A 14589-nucleotide genomic window follows, 5' to 3' on the forward strand; every position below is an offset into this window, starting at 1 on the left:
ACTCACGCTTTATCTGTCGCCGCCGGCAAGGTGAAACCGGACACCGAACGACGCAACTGACTGGCCATTTTCGCCAGGTTGCCGATGCTCTCGGCAGTGGCCGTGGAACCGGACGACGTCTGCGAAGTGATCTGCTGGATCACGTTCATCGTCAGCGAGATCTGTCCGGCCGAAGAGGTCTGTTGCTGCGCCGCGTTGGAAATGCTCTGGATCAGCGCCGCGAGGATTTTCGACACGCCTTCGATTTCTTCCAGGGCCACCCCGGCATCCTGCGCCAGTCGCGCGCCGCGCACCACTTCGGTGGTGGTCTGTTCCATGGAAATCACCGCTTCGTTGGTGTCGGTCTGAATCGCCCGCACCAGGGTTTCGATCTGCCGGGTCGCGGCGGACGAACGTTCGGCCAGCCGCTGCACTTCGTCGGCAACCACGGCAAAACCGCGCCCGGCATCCCCGGCCATCGATGCCTGGATCGCCGCGTTGAGGGCGAGGATGTTGGTCTGGTCGGCGATGTCGTCGATCAGGCTGACGATGTCGCCGATTTCCTGCGAAGACTCGCCCAGACGCTTGATGCGCTTGGCGGTGTCCTGAATCTGTTCGCGGATGTTGTCCATGCCGTGGATGGTGTTGTGCACCACTTCATTGCCCTTGTTGGCGATTTCCACAGAGCGCTCGGCCACCGCCGACGATTCAGCGGCGTTGGCCGAAACCTGATCGATGGATTCGGCCATGTCGCTGATTGCCGTCGAGGCTTCGGAAATCTGCTGCGCCTGTTGCTCCGAGGCCTGGGCCAGGTGCATGGCGGTGGCCTGGGTTTCCTGCACAGCGGCGGCGACCTGACCGGCGGTGAGGTTGATGGTCGCCACCAGATCACGCAATTGGTCGACGGAATAGTTGATCGAGTCGGCGATGGTGCCGGTGAAGTCTTCGGTCACCGAAGCGGTCACGGTGAGATCGCCGTCGGCAAGGTCTTCGATCTCGTCGAGCAAACGCATGATCGCGTTCTGGTTACGCTCGTTCTTTTCGGCGGTTTCGCGTAACTGGCGGTTGGTTTCCCGCACCATGACCAGACCGATGAGGATGATCGAAGCCAGCGCCAGCAAACCAAGGACATAGCCGCCGATGGTGTCGGTGTTGCGCCCGCCGGCCAGGTTTTCAAAACCCGTGGCCAGATGCGAGGCTTCGTCGAGCAGGGTTTGCGACAGGGTGAAAATGTTGGTGGCCGACTCGCGCACCTTGAACAGCTCTGGTGAGGTTTCGAGGATTTCATCCACCGAGCCGGAAACGAACTGGAACAGTTCGGAAATTTCACTCAGACGCGCCCGAGCGTCGCGGTCTTCAACCTGGCTGATTTTCAGCGTCGGGTTGCCCTGCAACATGCCGTTGAGCACCAGACCGAAACGCGCGGCGTCGCGGCCAAAGGCGTCGGCAGCCTGCTGCGAGTTTTCATCACCCGCGAGTACGGTGTTGACCGCGCCGAGGATGCGTTCGGCGAGCAACGATTGCCGCTGCGCCATCGCCACTTGCGCCGCCGGAGCGCCGCGCTGGAGGAGGATTTCGACGACTTTCTCGTATTCGATCTGCAATTGCGGCACGGTTTCGGCGAGGGTCGCGGCGACCTGGTGCAACGACAGCACGGTCTGTTCGCTGCTGAGGATCGCGTCAGTGTTTTTCAGCAGTCGCTCCCAGTCCATTTGCACGGCGCGCATTTCCGGGCGCACGGCGGCTGGCGCTGGCGGCAGGCCGGTGTTCGGGTCACCTTTTTTCAGGTAACCCCAGCGCTGGGCAAAGTCATTGCGCGCATCACTGAGCAATTTGAACGCGGCCGCCTTGCCCGCCGCCGCTTCGGTGGCGTTCTTGGCGATGCGTTGTGACAGCACGCGCAGCTCACCGGCGTGGCCAATGTACTGTTTGTCGTAGTTCGCCTGGGTGTTGAGGTAAGCGAAGTTGGCGAACAGCAGCATGATGAATACGATCAACGCGATAAACAGCACGATGATTTGCGCGCGACTGCGCGATGCTTCTGCCGACTTGCCTGTTTTTGCTGTTGTCATCGGTCCTCGCCTAATTTGAAGCTCACCGAAGAACCTGTGGGAGCTAGCCCTGCTAGCGATTGAACGATGGCGCGGTGTGCCTGATGCACCGTGGCGCCTGAATCGCTAGCAGGGCTAGCTCCCACCCAGGTTCTCTGTTGTTACGGCTATAGCGCCACACCCATGAACACCGGGGATCTGGCCAGTGCAAACAGGCTGAACACCCGCCAGTTCTGCTCGCGGCGGAAATAGCCTTTGACGAATTCGGCCTTGGAGCCCTGGCGTTTGCTGATCGAGAGCGGCTCGAAACTGCCCTGTTCGAAATGCTGCAAACCGATGACTTCGTCGACCATCACCCCGGCGAACACGTCTTCATGCTCCACCACCAATACCCGGCGTTGTTTGCGCAGCGGCGACAGTTCATGGCCGAAGAACCCGCACAGATCCATGATGGGCAACAGCCGCCCGCGCAGATTGGCCACACCCTTTACCCACGGTTTGACTCCAGGCAGTTGCGTGAAGCGCGGTTCGTGCAGCACTTCGCTGACTTCGCCCATCGGCGCCACGTACCAATGCTCGCCGAGGCGAAAGCCGATACCGCTCCAACGATCCTGGCGCGCCGGTTGCGAAGGTAAGTCCGCTGCCAGCAAGCGGCAGCGCTGGTCGATCTGCCAGAGCAGTTCGAACGCGGTCAGCGATTCGCTCATGGTTGCGCGATCAGCCTTTGAGTACGTTGTTCAGGGTCTTGATCAGAGTGTCTTCATCGACCGGTTTGGTCAGGTAATCCCTGGCGCCCTGACGGGTACCCCAAACCTTGTCGGTCTCCTGATCCTTGGTGGTGATGATGATGACCGGGATGTGGCTGGTGTCGGCATCCTTGGTCAACTGGCGGGTCGCCTGAAAGCCGTTGAGGCCGGGCATGACGATGTCCATCAGCACAGCGTCGGGTTTTTCCTGACGGGCCAGCGCGACGCCGTCGGCGCCGTTCTCGGCCTTGAGCACTTCATGGCCGTGCTTTTCGAGCATGCCGGTGAGTTTGTACATTTCAGTCGGCGAATCATCGACGATCAGGATACGTGCCATGGTGTTCCCCATTTTTCTTGTCGACGCCCGGCCCGTTGGCCGAGCGTCACTGTGCGTGTGTTACTGCGGCAAAACGGCGGCGAAGCCCGGAACATGGGCCTGAATCGCGTTAAGCAGTTCTTCTTTGCTGAACGGCTTGGTCAAGAATTGATCAGAACCGACAATCCGCCCCTTGGCCTTGTCGAACAGCCCGTCGCGCGACGACAGCATGATCACCGGCGTGGCCTTGAAGGCACTGTTGTTCTTGATTAAAGCGCAGGTCTGATAACCATCCAGACGCGGCATCATGATGTCGACGAAAATGATTCCGGGCTGGTGGTCGGCGATCTTTGCCAAGGCGTCGAAACCGTCAATCGCGGTGATCACTTCGCAACCGACATTTTTCAACAATGTTTCGGCGGTGCGGCGAATCGTTTTCGAGTCGTCGATCACCATGACCTTCAAGGCGCTGGACTGCTGTTCCATAAGAGGGCTCTACCGTCGCCTTTGCGAATCAAATTGTCCGTTTTGCTGTGAATAATGGCCTGAAACCCTTGATACCCAAGGGGCGGCGCGATCTGCCAGCCTTTTTAGCACAGTCTCCAGATGCAATCTATCGACGGGTTTTTCCTTGACCCCAAACCCGCCCGGCGCCACTCTGGCGGCACTTTTTCAATACCGATCCGGTAGCCAATTTTCGAGGAAAACCCAATGAGCGTTCGCGTCGGGATTGTCATGGACCCTATCGCCAGCATTTCCTATAAAAAGGATAGCTCGCTGGCCATGCTGCTGGCTGCGCAAAAGCGCGGCTGGGAACTGTTCTATATGGAACAGAAAGACCTGTATCAGGCCGAAGGCCAAGCGCGGGCGCGGATGAGCCCGTTGAAAGTCTTCGCCAACCCGGACAAATGGTTCGAACTGGACGCCGAGCAGGACAAGCTGCTGAGCGATCTCGACGTGATCCTGATGCGCAAGGATCCGCCGTTCGACATGGAATTCGTCTACTCCACGTACCTGCTGGAACAGGCCGAAGCGGCCGGCGTGCTGGTGGTGAACAAGCCGCAGAGCCTGCGCGACTGCAATGAAAAACTGTTCGCCACGCTGTTCCCGCAGTGCACGCCGCCGACTATCGTCAGCCGCCGCCCGGACGTGCTGCGCCAGTTCGCCGATCATCATGGCGACGTGATCCTCAAGCCGCTGGACGGCATGGGCGGATCGTCGATCTTCCGCCATACCGCCGGCCATCCGAACCTTTCGGTGATCCTCGAAACGCTGACCCTGCACGGCAAGCAACAGATCATGATCCAGGGTTACCTGCCGGCCATCGTCGATGGCGACAAGCGCATCCTGATGATCGACGGCGAGCCGGTGGATTACTGCCTGGCGCGCATCCCGGCTCTGGGCGAAACCCGTGGCAACCTTGCCGCCGGTGGCCGTGGCGAAGCGCGTCCGCTGACCGACAAGGATCGCTGGATCGCCGCACAGGTTGGCCCAACCCTGCGCGAGAAAGGCCTGCTGTTCGTCGGCCTCGACGTGATCGGCGAGCACCTGACCGAAATCAACGTCACCAGCCCGACATGCATCCGCGAAATCGACAACGCCTTCGGCACTGACATCGGCGGCATGCTGATGGATGCCATTGAGAAGAAGCTGCAAGCTGCAAGCTCTAAGCCGTAAGCTTGAAGCTTGCGGCTCGTCGCTTGCTTCTCTGTAGCTTGCAGCTAAAAACCAACATTGCGTTATCATGCCGAGCCCGTAAAAACGCGATGTTGGTTTTTCTGTTATGACCGTCCCGTCCGATCTGCCCGCTGAACTCGCCCATCGTGGCGTGCGCCCGGCCGATCGCCTCGGTTTTACCCTGTTTCTTGCAGCGCTGATCCATTTGGCGCTGCTGCTGGGCGTCGGCTTCACCATGGTCGAGCCCAAGCAGATCAGCAAAACCCTGGAAATCACCCTCGCCACGTTCAAGAGCGAAAAGAAGCCGGAGAAGGCTGACTTTCTCGCCCAGGAAAACCAGGAAGGCAGCGGCACGCTAGACAAGAAGGCGATTCCCAAGACCACTGAAGTGGCGCCGTTCCAGGACAATCAAGTCAAGAAAGTCACCCCGCCGCCTGCCGCCAAGCCGCAAGTGCAGGAGGCTGCGCCCAAGGCAGCGGTGACCACAGTGGCGCCGAAGCCGAAAAAAGCGCCGACCAAGAAAGAAGAGAGCAAACCCGAGGTCAAACCGACGGTCGACGCGCCGGAGTTCGACAGCTCGCAGTTGTCCAGCGACATCGCCAGCCTCGAAGCCGAACTGGCCAAGGAACAACAGCTGTATGCCAAGCGCCCGCGCATCCACCGTCTTAGCGCGGCCTCGACCATGCGCGACAAGGGGGCCTGGTATAAAGACGATTGGCGCAAAAAGGTCGAGCGCATCGGCAACCTCAATTATCCCGAAGAAGCGCGGCGCAAGCAGATCTACGGCAACCTGCGCCTGATGGTCTCGATCAACCGCGACGGCTCGCTGTACGAAGTGCTGGTGCTGGAATCCTCCGGCCAGCCGCTGCTCGATCAGGCGGCGCAGCGCATCGTTCGTCTGGCGGCGCCATTTGCACCGTTTACCGGCGATCTGTCGGATATCGACCGCCTGGAAATCATCCGCACCTGGAAATTCGCCCGGGGCGACAAACTGTCCAGCAATTAGAAGCAAAATCAAAAGATCGCAGCCTTCGGCAGCTCCTACATTGGCCTGCATTCACATGTAGGAGCTGCCGAAGGCTGCGATCTTTTGGCGGCTTCAGCTTGTCAGTTTGCCCCCCGAACGCCACACTAGCGCACATGAAAAACGTCAGCCCCAGCTACCTCAAGCATCACTTCCTGATCGCCATGCCGCACATGGCCGACCCGAACTTTGCCCACACCTTGACCTACATCGTCGAGCACACGGCCAATGGCGCGATGGGGCTGGTGGTCAACAGGCCGCAGGATCTGAACCTTGCCGACATCCTTGAACAGCTGCGCCCGGACATCGAACCGCCGGCGCGCTGCCAGGATGTGCCGATCTTCATCGGCGGGCCGGTGCAGACCGATCGCGGTTTCGTTTTGCATCCGGCGGGCCAGACGTTCCAGGCCACTGCGCAGCTGGAGGGCGATCTGGCTCTGTCGACGTCGCAAGATGTGCTGTTTGCCATCGCTGACGGCATCGGCCCCGCCAAAAGCCTGATCACCCTCGGTTACGCCGGTTGGGAAGCCGGGCAACTGGAAGCCGAAATGGCCGACAACGCCTGGCTGACCTGCCCGTTCAACGCCGACATTCTTTTCAACACCCGCAGCGAATTGCGTCTGGAAGCGGCGGCGCGGCACTTGGGGATCGACCTCAACCTGCTCACCAGCCAGGCAGGTCACGCCTGATGGCCCTGCGCCTGATTCTCGGCTTCGACTACGGCACCAAACAGATCGGCGTCGCGGTCGGCCAGGTGATCACCGGCCAGGCTCGCGAGCTGTGCACCTTGAAGGCGCAGAACGGCGTGCCGAACTGGGATCAGGTCGAAGCGCTGATCAAGGAATGGAAACCCGACGCCGTGGTGGTCGGCCTGCCGCTGAACATGGACGGCACGCCCAGTGAAATGTGCGTACGCGCGGAAAAATTCGCCCGCCGGCTCAACGGCCGCTACAACCTGCCTTTCTATACGCACGACGAGCGCCTGACCACCTTCGAAGCCAAAGGCGAGCGGCTGGTGCGTGGCGGGCAGAAGGGCAGTTACCGCGACAACCCGGTGGACGCCATCGCCGCCGCTCTGCTGTTGCAGGGCTGGCTCGATGAAAACACTGCATTGTTTGAATCCTGACAAGCGCTTCGGCGCTTTTCTTTTGGTTATAAACCGAGCTTCGTCCGGCAGGACGCGGCGCGGAATCACGAAGGAGCAACCATGAGCCTGCCCAATCCCGCCGATCTGATCAGCCAGATGGCGATCCGCCTCAAGGCGCACCTTGCCCAGCGTGAGATCAATGAACCGCGATACATCGGCATCCGCACGGGCGGCATCTGGGTCGCCCAAGCGCTGCTCAAGGAGCTGGCCAGCGATGCGCCACTCGGCACCCTGGATGTGTCCTTTTACCGCGACGACTTCAGCCAGAACGGCCTGCACCCTCAAGTGCGCCCGTCCGCCCTGCCCTTCGAAATCGAAGGCCAGCATTTGGTGCTGATCGATGATGTGCTGATGAGCGGTCGCACCATCCGCGCCGCGATGAACGAATTGTTCGATTACGGCCGCCCGGCCAGCGTTACGTTGGTCTGCCTGCTGGATCTGGACGCCGGCGAGCTGCCGATCCGCCCGAACGTGGTCGGCGCCACGCTGACACTGGCCGCCAATCAGCGGGTCAAGCTGTCCGGCCCCGAACCGCTGACGCTCGAACTGCAAGACGTCACCCTTTAATCCGCCCTATTGAGAGTCCCCCTCGCGATGACGCCTCTAGATACCAAGCGCCCGCTGCAGCTCAATGATCAGGGCCAGCTGCGCCACTTCCTCTCGCTCGACGGTTTGCGCCGCGAGTTGCTCACGGAAATCCTCGACACGGCCGACTCGTTCCTCGAAGTCGGCGCTCGGGCGGTAAAGAAAGTCCCGTTGCTGCGCGGCAAGACCGTGTGCAATGTGTTCTTCGAGAACTCCACGCGCACTCGCACCACTTTCGAACTGGCGGCTCAGCGCCTGTCGGCGGACGTGATCACCCTGAACGTGTCGACATCGTCGGCGAGCAAGGGCGAAACGTTGCTCGACACCCTGCGCAACCTCGAAGCCATGGCCGCTGACATGTTCGTTGTGCGCCATGGTGACTCCGGCGCCGCGCATTTCATTGCCGAACATGTCTGCCCGCAGGTGGCGATCATCAATGGCGGCGATGGCCGGCACGCGCACCCGACGCAAGGCATGCTCGACATGCTCACCATTCGTCGCCACAAGGGCGGTTTCGAAAACCTTTCGGTGGCGATCGTCGGCGACATCCTGCATTCGCGGGTAGCGCGCTCGAACATGCTTGCGCTGAAAACTCTCGGCTGCCCGGACATCCGCGTGATTGCGCCGAAAACCCTGCTGCCGATCGGTATCGAGCAATACGGCGTCAAGGTCTACACCGACATGGCCGAAGGCCTGAAAGATGTCGACGTGGTGATCATGCTGCGCCTGCAGCGCGAGCGCATGACCGGCGGTCTGCTGCCGAGCGAGGGCGAGTTCTACCGCCTGTTTGGCCTGACCACCGCGCGCTTGGCCGGGGCCAAGCCGGATTGCATCGTCATGCACCCGGGGCCGATCAACCGTGGCGTGGAGATCGAGTCGGCCGTCGCCGACGGCCCGCATTCGGTCATTCTCAATCAGGTGACATACGGCATCGCAATTCGTATGGCCGTGCTGTCCATGGCCATGAGCGGGCAGACTGCGCAACGTCAATTCGAGCAGGAGAACGCCCAGTGAAGCTCAGCATTCTCGGCGCACGCGTTATCGATCCAAGCAGCGGCCTGGATCAAATCACCGACATTCACGTTGAAGCTTGCAAGATCGTCGCCCTCGGCGCCGCCCCTGCGGGTTTCACGGCAGTACAAACCATCGACGCCCAAGGCCTTGTCGCCGCTCCGGGCCTCGTCGATCTGAACGTCGCCCTGCGCGAGCCTGGCTACAGCCGCAAAGGTTCGATCGTCAGCGAAACCCGCGCCGCCGCTGCCGGTGGCGTGACCAGCCTGTGCTGCCCGCCGAAGACCAAACCGGTGCTCGACACCTCCGCCGTGGCCGAACTGATCCTCGACCGTGCCCGTGAGGCCGGCAACGCCAAGGTGTTCCCGATCGGTGCGCTGAGCAAAGGCCTCGACGGCGAACAGCTCGCTGAACTGGTGGCTTTGCGCGACGCCGGTTGCGTGGCGTTCGGCAACGGTCTGGAGAGCTTCCGCAACAGCCGCACGCTGTGCCGCGCGCTGGAATACGCGGCGACCTTCGACCTGACGGTGATTTTCAACTCGCAGGATCACGATCTGGCCGAAGGCGGTCTGGCCCACGAAGGCGCGGTCGCCAGTTTCCTTGGTCTGCCGGGAAATCCGGAAACCGCAGAAACCGTGGCACTGGCCCGGGATCTGCTGCTGGTCGAGCAGACCGGCGTGCGCGCGCACTTCAGCCAGTTGACCAGCGCTCGCGGAGTGGCGCTGATTGCTCAGGCGCAGGCGCGTGGTCTGAAGGTGACTGCGGATGTCGCGCTGTACCAGCTGATCCTGACTGACGAAGCGCTCATCGACTTCAACAGCCTGTATCACGTGCAACCGCCGCTGCGCACCCGCGCTGACCGCGACGGCCTGCGTGAGGCAGTGAAGTCCGGCGTGATTTCCGCGATTTCCAGCCATCACCAGCCGCACGAGCGCGACGCCAAACTGGCGCCGTTCGGTGCGACCGAACCGGGCATCAGCAGCGTTGAGCTGTTGCTGCCACTGGCGATGACGCTGGTTGAGGACGGCTTGCTCGACCTGCCGACGCTGCTGGCGCGCCTGAGTGCCGGCCCGGCCGAGGCGCTGCGCTTGCCTGCGGGCAAACTGGCGGTGGGCGGTGCGGCGGATATCGTGTTGTTCGATCCGCAGGCATCTACGGTAGCCGGTGAGCAGTGGCTGTCGAAAGGCGAGAACTGCCCGTTCCTTGGGCACAGCCTGCCGGGCGTGGTTCGCTATACCCTGGTGGATGGGCGGATCACCCACCAGGCCTAAAAAGCAAAAGATCGCAGCCTTCGGCACCTCCTACAAGTGGACGCATTCCATGTAGGAGCTGCCGAAGGCTGCGATCTTTTGATCTGGCAAAACTTACTGAAAGGCGCCGCGATTTTGAGCGTTGCGCACCGACACCTGATCATTCAGCGTCCAGAAGTCATACAGCACGCCAAGAAAGAACAATCCGCCCGTCACCAGATACAGCAAGCCGCTGATCCACTTGCCCTGGTACATCCGGTGCAGGCCGAACACGCCGAGGAACGTCAGAAGGATCCACGCGACGTTGTATTCAATGGGTCCTGCGGTAAACCGCAGGTCTGCCTCGCGATCCATCGCCGGGATCAGGAACACGTCGATCAGCCAACCGATGCCCAGCAAACCGAAGGTGAAAAACCAGATCGTTCCGGTCACCGGCTTGCCGTAATAGAAGCGGTGAGCGCCGGTGAAACCGAAAATCCACAGCAGGTAACCGATGATCTTGCTGTGCGTGTCCTGCTGTGGAACAACCTGCTGATAGCGGTTCATGAATGACCTCATTTGCCTCGATAGATAAATTTGTTCCGGTTTTCTGTGACTTTTTTATGGCGAGCCGACAAGTGGCTCTCACGACTACGCCTCACGTAACCCCTTGTCGGGCTTGGGTTCTGTCCGACAATTGCGTCCATCTTGCGCTTATTTGGTTCCGTAGCCGGCCAAATGAATCGACAAACGGAGTCGGAATGAAAAAAACTCTGTTATAAAGTTGCGCGCTGTCACTTAAGAGCCACGCCTAATGCGACCATTTTTCAAGACATGGCTAACCATCTGCCTATTAATGCCACTGGCCGCCCACGCCACAAATCGTGAGCAACGTCTTCCCAACGTCAACGGCTTTACCCCTAAATCCCATGCTTCGGCTCCATCGAGCAAAAGCAGCAAAAGCAAAACCACCACGCTGAGCAGCAAGAGCCGCAGCAAGCTGGTGCCACCGATGGCGAGCAAGGAAAGCAGCAACGTGCTGAGCCGTGCGGTGAACGTCCTCGGTACACCTTATCGTTGGGGCGGCAGCAGCCCAAGTAAAGGCTTCGACTGCAGCGGCCTGGTGAAATATGCATTCAACGACGCCACCTTCGACCTGCCCCGCACGTCGAACGCCATGGCCAGCGGCCACGGCGAGAAGGTCGAGCGCAAGGATCTGAAGCCGGGCGATCTGATTTTCTTCAATATCAAGAGCCGTCGAGTCAACCACGTCGCCATCTATCTGGGCAACGACCGCTTCATTCACGCGCCGCGCCGTGGCAAAGCGGTGAGCATCGACACGCTGAACAAGCCGTACTGGGAAAAGCACTACGTCGTGGCCAAGCGCGTGTTGCCGAAAGAGCAACAGCAGATGCGTGTAGTCCAGCGCTAAAAGATCAAAAGATCAAAAGATCGCAGCCTTCGGCAGCTCCTACAGGGGAATTCCGGAGGCTGCGATCTTTTGCTTTTGCCGTTTAGAAATTATCCGGGGTGCGCGCCTTCTCCCGCGCATGCTCGCGGCTGATCAAACCTTTGGTCACCAGATCCTTCAGGCACATATCAAGTGTCTGCATGCCCAGCGACCCACCCGTCTGAATCGCCGAATACATCTGCGCCACCTTGTCCTCGCGGATCAAATTGCGAACCGCCGAGGTGCCCAGCATGATTTCGTGCGCCGCCACTCGCCCGCCGCCGATCTTCTTGATCAAAGTCTGCGAAACCACCGCCAGCAACGATTCCGACAGCATCGAACGGACCATGGATTTCTCATCGCCGGGAAACACATCTACCACGCGATCGATGGTTTTCGCTGCTGAAGTGGTGTGCAGCGTGCCGAACACCAGATGCCCGGTTTCCGCCGCTGTCAGCGCCAGGCGAATGGTTTCCAGATCACGCATTTCGCCCACCAGGATCACGTCGGGATCTTCACGCAGTGCCGAGCGCAATGCCGTGGCGAAACTGCGGGTATCGCGATGGACTTCGCGCTGATTGATCAGGCATTTGCGTGATTCGTGGACAAATTCGATCGGGTCTTCAATCGTCAGAATATGATGATGGCGGTGGGTGTTGAGGTAGTCGATCATTGCCGCCAGCGTCGTCGACTTGCCGGAACCGGTCGGCCCGGTGACCAATACCAGTCCGCGCGGCGCATCGGTGATCTTGCGGAACACGTCGCCCATGGCCAGATCTTCCATGGTCAGCACTTTCGATGGAATCGTGCGGAACACCGCACCGGCGCCGCGATTCTGGTTGAAGGCATTGACCCGAAAACGCGCCACACCCGGCACGTCGAATGAAAAATCGGTTTCCAGATTTTTCTCGAAATCCACCCGTTGGGTGTCGTTCATGATGTCGTAGATCAAATCGTGTACTTGCTTGTGATCCAGCGCCGGCAGATTGATCCGTCGCACGTCGCCATCGACGCGGATCATCGGCGGCAGCCCGGCCGACAGGTGCAGGTCGGAAGCGCCCTGTTTGGCGCTGAAGGCCAGCAATTCAGTGATATCCATAGCGTCCCTCAATTCCAGTAGAATGCCGCGAACCTACAGACCGCCGGCGCCTCTTGATGTCCACGATAGCAGACAACATCGCCCTCGTTAGTTCACGCATTCAGGCCGCGATTGCCGCTGCCGGACGAACTGAAAACAGCGTCCAGCTACTCGCCGTGAGCAAAACCAAACCCGCCCAGGCCCTGCGGGAAGCCTATGCCGCCGGCCTGCGCGACTTCGGCGAGAACTACTTGCAGGAAGCCTTGGGCAAACAGCTGGAGCTGGCCGACCTGCCCTTGATCTGGCACTTCATCGGCCCCATTCAATCGAACAAGACTCGCGCGATTGCCGAGCATTTCGATTGGGTGCACTCCGTGGATCGCCTGAAAATTGCTCAACGCCTGTCCGAACAACGCCCGGCCGAGCTACCGCCACTGAACATCTGCATTCAGGTCAACGTCAGCGGTGAGGCCAGTAAATCCGGCTGCACGCCCGCCGATCTGCCGGCCTTGGCCAATGCCATCAGCGCCCTGCCGCGCCTGAAACTGCGTGGGCTGATGGCGATTCCCGAGCCGACCGAAGAGCGCGCCGAGCAAGACGCGGCATTCGCCGCCGTTCAGCAATTGCAGGCCGACCTCGATCTGCCACTCGACACGCTTTCCATGGGCATGAGCCATGACCTCGAGTCGGCCATTGCCCAAGGCGCCACCTGGGTTCGTATCGGTACGGCCCTGTTCGGCGCCCGCGATTACTCCCAATCCTGAACGTTTCCAGATAAGGACCACACATGAGCAACACACGTATTGCGTTTATCGGTGCGGGCAACATGGCGGCCAGTCTGATTGGCGGCCTGCGCGCCAAGGGTCTGGAAGCGGCGCAGATCCGCGCCAGCGATCCAGGCGAGGAAACCCGCGCCAAAGTCAGCGCCGAACACGGCATTGAAACCTTCGCTGACAATGCCCAGGCGATCGACGGCGTCGATGTCATCGTGCTCGCGGTCAAGCCGCAGGCGATGAAAGCCGTGTGCGAGGCGCTGCGCCCGAGCCTGAAACCGAATCAACTGGTGGTCTCGATCGCCGCCGGCATCACCTGCGCGAGCATGACTGCATGGCTCGGCGAGCAGCCGATCGTGCGCTGCATGCCGAACACCCCGGCGCTGCTGCGTCAGGGTGTCAGCGGTTTGTACGCGACCAGCGAAGTGACCGCCGAACAGCGTCAGCAAGCCGAAGAGCTGCTGTTCGCCGTCGGCATCGCCCTGTGGCTCAACGAAGAGCAGCAACTGGACGCAGTCACCGCAGTGTCCGGCTCCGGCCCGGCGTACTTCTTCCTGCTGATCGAAGCCATGACGGCGGCGGGCGTGAAACTGGGCCTGCCCAAGGACATCGCTGAGCAGCTCACCGTGCAAACCGCTTTGGGCGCCGCGCACATGGCCGTGTCCAGCGACGTCGACGCTGCCGAATTGCGTCGCCGCGTGACTTCGCCAAACGGCACCACGGAAGCTGCGATCAAATCATTCCAGGCTGGCGGCTTCGAAGCGCTGGTCGAAACCGCACTCGGCGCCGCCGCGCACCGCTCGGCCGAAATGGCCGAACAACTGGGCAAATAAAGGAGCCTTTCATGATCGGATTGAACACTGCAGCGGTTTACGTGCTGCAAACCCTCGGCAGCCTGTACCTGCTGATCGTGCTGCTGCGCTTCGTCCTGCAACTGGTGCGGGCGAACTTCTATAACCCGCTGTGCCAGTTCATCGTCAAGGCGACCCAGCCGCTGCTCAAGCCACTGCGTCGGATCATCCCAAGCCTGTTCGGTCTCGACATGTCGTCGCTGGTGCTGGCGATTCTGGTGCAACTGGTGTTGATGGCGCTGACCCTGCTGCTGACTTACGGCACCACCGGCAACCCGTTGCAACTGTTGATCTGGTCGCTGATTGGCGTGACCGCGCTGTTCCTGAAGATCTTCTTCTTCGCCCTGATCATCAGCGTAATTCTGTCGTGGGTTGCACCGGGCAGCCACAATCCTGGCGCTGAGCTGGTCAACCAGATCTGCGAGCCGGCACTGGCACCGTTTCGCCGTTTCCTGCCGAACCTCGGCGGGCTCGATCTGTCGCCGATCTTCGCCTTCCTTGCGCTGAAATTGATCGACATGCTGGTGATCAATAATCTGGCAGCGATGACGATGATGCCGGAGATTCTGCGTTTGCTGATGTGATGCGAGGTGAGAGGGATTGGGCGCTCGGCTTGATACTGAGTCGCCTGCGCCCCTCACCCCAGCCCTCTCCCGAGGGAGAGGGAGCCGA

General features: G+C 60.6%; 17 protein-coding genes. 11 read left to right on the plus strand and 6 right to left on the minus strand.

Annotated elements, in window-relative coordinates; all coding sequences use genetic code 11:
• Positions 1-2 precede the first annotated feature (2 nt).
• From EL257_RS25650 to pilG, 4 genes are all read right to left on the minus strand, one after another.
• Positions 3-2051: a methyl-accepting chemotaxis protein gene (locus EL257_RS25650; protein WP_126367295.1), complete on the minus strand. Its 2049-nt coding sequence runs from the start codon at positions 2049-2051 to the stop codon at positions 3-5.
• A 146-nt stretch (positions 2052-2197) separates the two neighbouring features.
• Positions 2198-2737 carry a chemotaxis protein CheW gene (locus tag EL257_RS25655; protein ID WP_126367297.1) on the minus strand — a complete coding sequence of 180 codons (540 nt, stop codon included), beginning with the start codon at positions 2735-2737 and terminating at the stop codon, positions 2198-2200.
• Positions 2738-2747: 10 nt separating this feature from the next.
• A complete protein-coding gene (gene pilH / locus EL257_RS25660; protein ID WP_126367299.1) occupies positions 2748-3113 on the minus strand; it encodes a twitching motility response regulator PilH in 366 nt (121 codons plus the stop codon).
• Between the two features lie 60 nt (positions 3114-3173).
• Positions 3174-3578 (minus strand): twitching motility response regulator PilG, encoded by a 405-nt coding sequence (pilG, locus tag EL257_RS25665; RefSeq protein ID WP_126367301.1) that lies wholly within the window; start codon positions 3576-3578, stop codon positions 3174-3176.
• 225 nt (positions 3579-3803) lie between these two features.
• Between pilG and gshB the strand changes: the two genes are divergently transcribed.
• The 7 genes from gshB to EL257_RS25700 all read left to right on the plus strand — a co-directional run bounded on the left by gshB (position 3804) and on the right by EL257_RS25700 (position 9807).
• Entirely contained in the window at positions 3804-4769 is a 966-nt protein-coding gene (gene gshB / locus EL257_RS25670) for a glutathione synthase (protein ID WP_126367303.1), read from the plus strand.
• A 106-nt stretch (positions 4770-4875) separates the two neighbouring features.
• A complete protein-coding gene (locus EL257_RS25675; RefSeq protein ID WP_126367305.1) occupies positions 4876-5775 on the plus strand; it encodes an energy transducer TonB in 900 nt (299 codons plus the stop codon).
• A 134-nt stretch (positions 5776-5909) separates the two neighbouring features.
• On the plus strand, positions 5910-6482 hold the full coding sequence (locus EL257_RS25680) for a YqgE/AlgH family protein (RefSeq protein ID WP_126367307.1): 573 nt from the start codon (positions 5910-5912) through the stop codon (positions 6480-6482).
• The gene (gene ruvX, locus EL257_RS25685; protein WP_016772738.1) at positions 6482-6919 is read left to right on the plus strand and encodes a Holliday junction resolvase RuvX; all 438 of its coding nucleotides are present in this window, start codon (positions 6482-6484) and stop codon (positions 6917-6919) included. The genes EL257_RS25680 and ruvX overlap by 1 nt, the downstream gene beginning before the upstream one ends.
• A gap of 81 nt (positions 6920-7000) precedes the next feature.
• Positions 7001-7507, plus strand: a complete 507-nt coding sequence (gene pyrR / locus EL257_RS25690) for a bifunctional pyr operon transcriptional regulator/uracil phosphoribosyltransferase PyrR (protein WP_126367309.1) — start codon at positions 7001-7003, stop codon at positions 7505-7507.
• A gap of 27 nt (positions 7508-7534) precedes the next feature.
• Entirely contained in the window at positions 7535-8539 is a 1005-nt protein-coding gene (locus EL257_RS25695; RefSeq protein ID WP_016772736.1) for an aspartate carbamoyltransferase catalytic subunit, read from the plus strand.
• Positions 8536-9807, plus strand: coding sequence for a dihydroorotase (locus tag EL257_RS25700; RefSeq protein ID WP_126367311.1), 1272 nt, complete (start codon positions 8536-8538; stop codon positions 9805-9807). The genes EL257_RS25695 and EL257_RS25700 overlap by 4 nt, the downstream gene beginning before the upstream one ends.
• Positions 9808-9900: 93 nt before the next feature.
• Here the strand turns inward: EL257_RS25700 and EL257_RS25705 are convergent, their stop codons facing one another.
• Positions 9901-10332, minus strand: coding sequence for an NINE protein (locus tag EL257_RS25705; protein WP_126367313.1), 432 nt, complete (start codon positions 10330-10332; stop codon positions 9901-9903).
• A 247-nt stretch (positions 10333-10579) separates the two neighbouring features.
• Between EL257_RS25705 and EL257_RS25710 the strand changes: the two genes are divergently transcribed.
• Entirely contained in the window at positions 10580-11197 is a 618-nt protein-coding gene (locus tag EL257_RS25710) for a C40 family peptidase (RefSeq protein WP_016772733.1), read from the plus strand.
• Positions 11198-11279: 82 nt separating this feature from the next.
• Here EL257_RS25710 and EL257_RS25715 read toward each other — a convergent pair whose 3' ends face one another.
• Complete coding sequence (locus EL257_RS25715; protein ID WP_126367315.1) at positions 11280-12314, minus strand: type IV pilus twitching motility protein PilT; 1035 nt, start codon at positions 12312-12314, stop codon at positions 11280-11282.
• A 56-nt stretch (positions 12315-12370) separates the two neighbouring features.
• Between EL257_RS25715 and EL257_RS25720 the strand changes: the two genes are divergently transcribed.
• From EL257_RS25720 to EL257_RS25730, 3 genes are read left to right on the plus strand one after another with little or no spacing between them, the layout of a single operon-like run.
• Positions 12371-13057, plus strand: coding sequence for a YggS family pyridoxal phosphate-dependent enzyme (locus EL257_RS25720; RefSeq protein WP_126367317.1), 687 nt, complete (start codon positions 12371-12373; stop codon positions 13055-13057).
• A 23-nt stretch (positions 13058-13080) separates the two neighbouring features.
• Positions 13081-13899 carry a pyrroline-5-carboxylate reductase gene (gene proC, locus EL257_RS25725; protein WP_126367319.1) on the plus strand — a complete coding sequence of 273 codons (819 nt, stop codon included), beginning with the start codon at positions 13081-13083 and terminating at the stop codon, positions 13897-13899.
• Between the two features lie 11 nt (positions 13900-13910).
• Positions 13911-14501, plus strand: a complete 591-nt coding sequence (locus EL257_RS25730; protein ID WP_126367321.1) for a YggT family protein — start codon at positions 13911-13913, stop codon at positions 14499-14501.
• The last annotated feature ends 88 nt before the right edge of the window (positions 14502-14589 follow it).

The organism is Pseudomonas fluorescens (assembly GCF_900636825.1).
In the GTDB taxonomy this organism is placed as follows: Bacteria; Pseudomonadota; Gammaproteobacteria; order Pseudomonadales; family Pseudomonadaceae; genus Aquipseudomonas; species Aquipseudomonas fluorescens_BG.

Bases quoted from the DNA above. Each gene is read 5' to 3' on its own strand.
- EL257_RS25650 (WP_126367295.1), bottom strand. From the start codon at position 2,051: ATGACAACAGCAAAAACAGGCAAGTCGGCAGAAGCATCGCGCAGTCGC.
- EL257_RS25655 (WP_126367297.1), bottom strand. From the start codon at position 2,737: ATGAGCGAATCGCTGACCGCGTTCGAACTGCTCTGGCAGATCGACCAG.
- pilH (WP_126367299.1), bottom strand. From the start codon at position 3,113: ATGGCACGTATCCTGATCGTCGATGATTCGCCGACTGAAATGTACAAA.
- pilG (WP_126367301.1), bottom strand. From the start codon at position 3,578: ATGGAACAGCAGTCCAGCGCCTTGAAGGTCATGGTGATCGACGACTCG.
- gshB (WP_126367303.1), top strand. From the start codon at position 3,804: ATGAGCGTTCGCGTCGGGATTGTCATGGACCCTATCGCCAGCATTTCC.
- EL257_RS25675 (WP_126367305.1), top strand. From the start codon at position 4,876: ATGACCGTCCCGTCCGATCTGCCCGCTGAACTCGCCCATCGTGGCGTG.
- EL257_RS25680 (WP_126367307.1), top strand. From the start codon at position 5,910: ATGAAAAACGTCAGCCCCAGCTACCTCAAGCATCACTTCCTGATCGCC.
- ruvX (WP_016772738.1), top strand. From the start codon at position 6,482: ATGGCCCTGCGCCTGATTCTCGGCTTCGACTACGGCACCAAACAGATC.
- pyrR (WP_126367309.1), top strand. From the start codon at position 7,001: ATGAGCCTGCCCAATCCCGCCGATCTGATCAGCCAGATGGCGATCCGC.
- EL257_RS25695 (WP_016772736.1), top strand. From the start codon at position 7,535: ATGACGCCTCTAGATACCAAGCGCCCGCTGCAGCTCAATGATCAGGGC.
- EL257_RS25705 (WP_126367313.1), bottom strand. From the start codon at position 10,332: ATGAACCGCTATCAGCAGGTTGTTCCACAGCAGGACACGCACAGCAAG.
- EL257_RS25710 (WP_016772733.1), top strand. From the start codon at position 10,580: ATGCGACCATTTTTCAAGACATGGCTAACCATCTGCCTATTAATGCCA.
- EL257_RS25715 (WP_126367315.1), bottom strand. From the start codon at position 12,314: ATGGATATCACTGAATTGCTGGCCTTCAGCGCCAAACAGGGCGCTTCC.
- EL257_RS25720 (WP_126367317.1), top strand. From the start codon at position 12,371: ATGTCCACGATAGCAGACAACATCGCCCTCGTTAGTTCACGCATTCAG.
- proC (WP_126367319.1), top strand. From the start codon at position 13,081: ATGAGCAACACACGTATTGCGTTTATCGGTGCGGGCAACATGGCGGCC.
- EL257_RS25730 (WP_126367321.1), top strand. From the start codon at position 13,911: ATGATCGGATTGAACACTGCAGCGGTTTACGTGCTGCAAACCCTCGGC.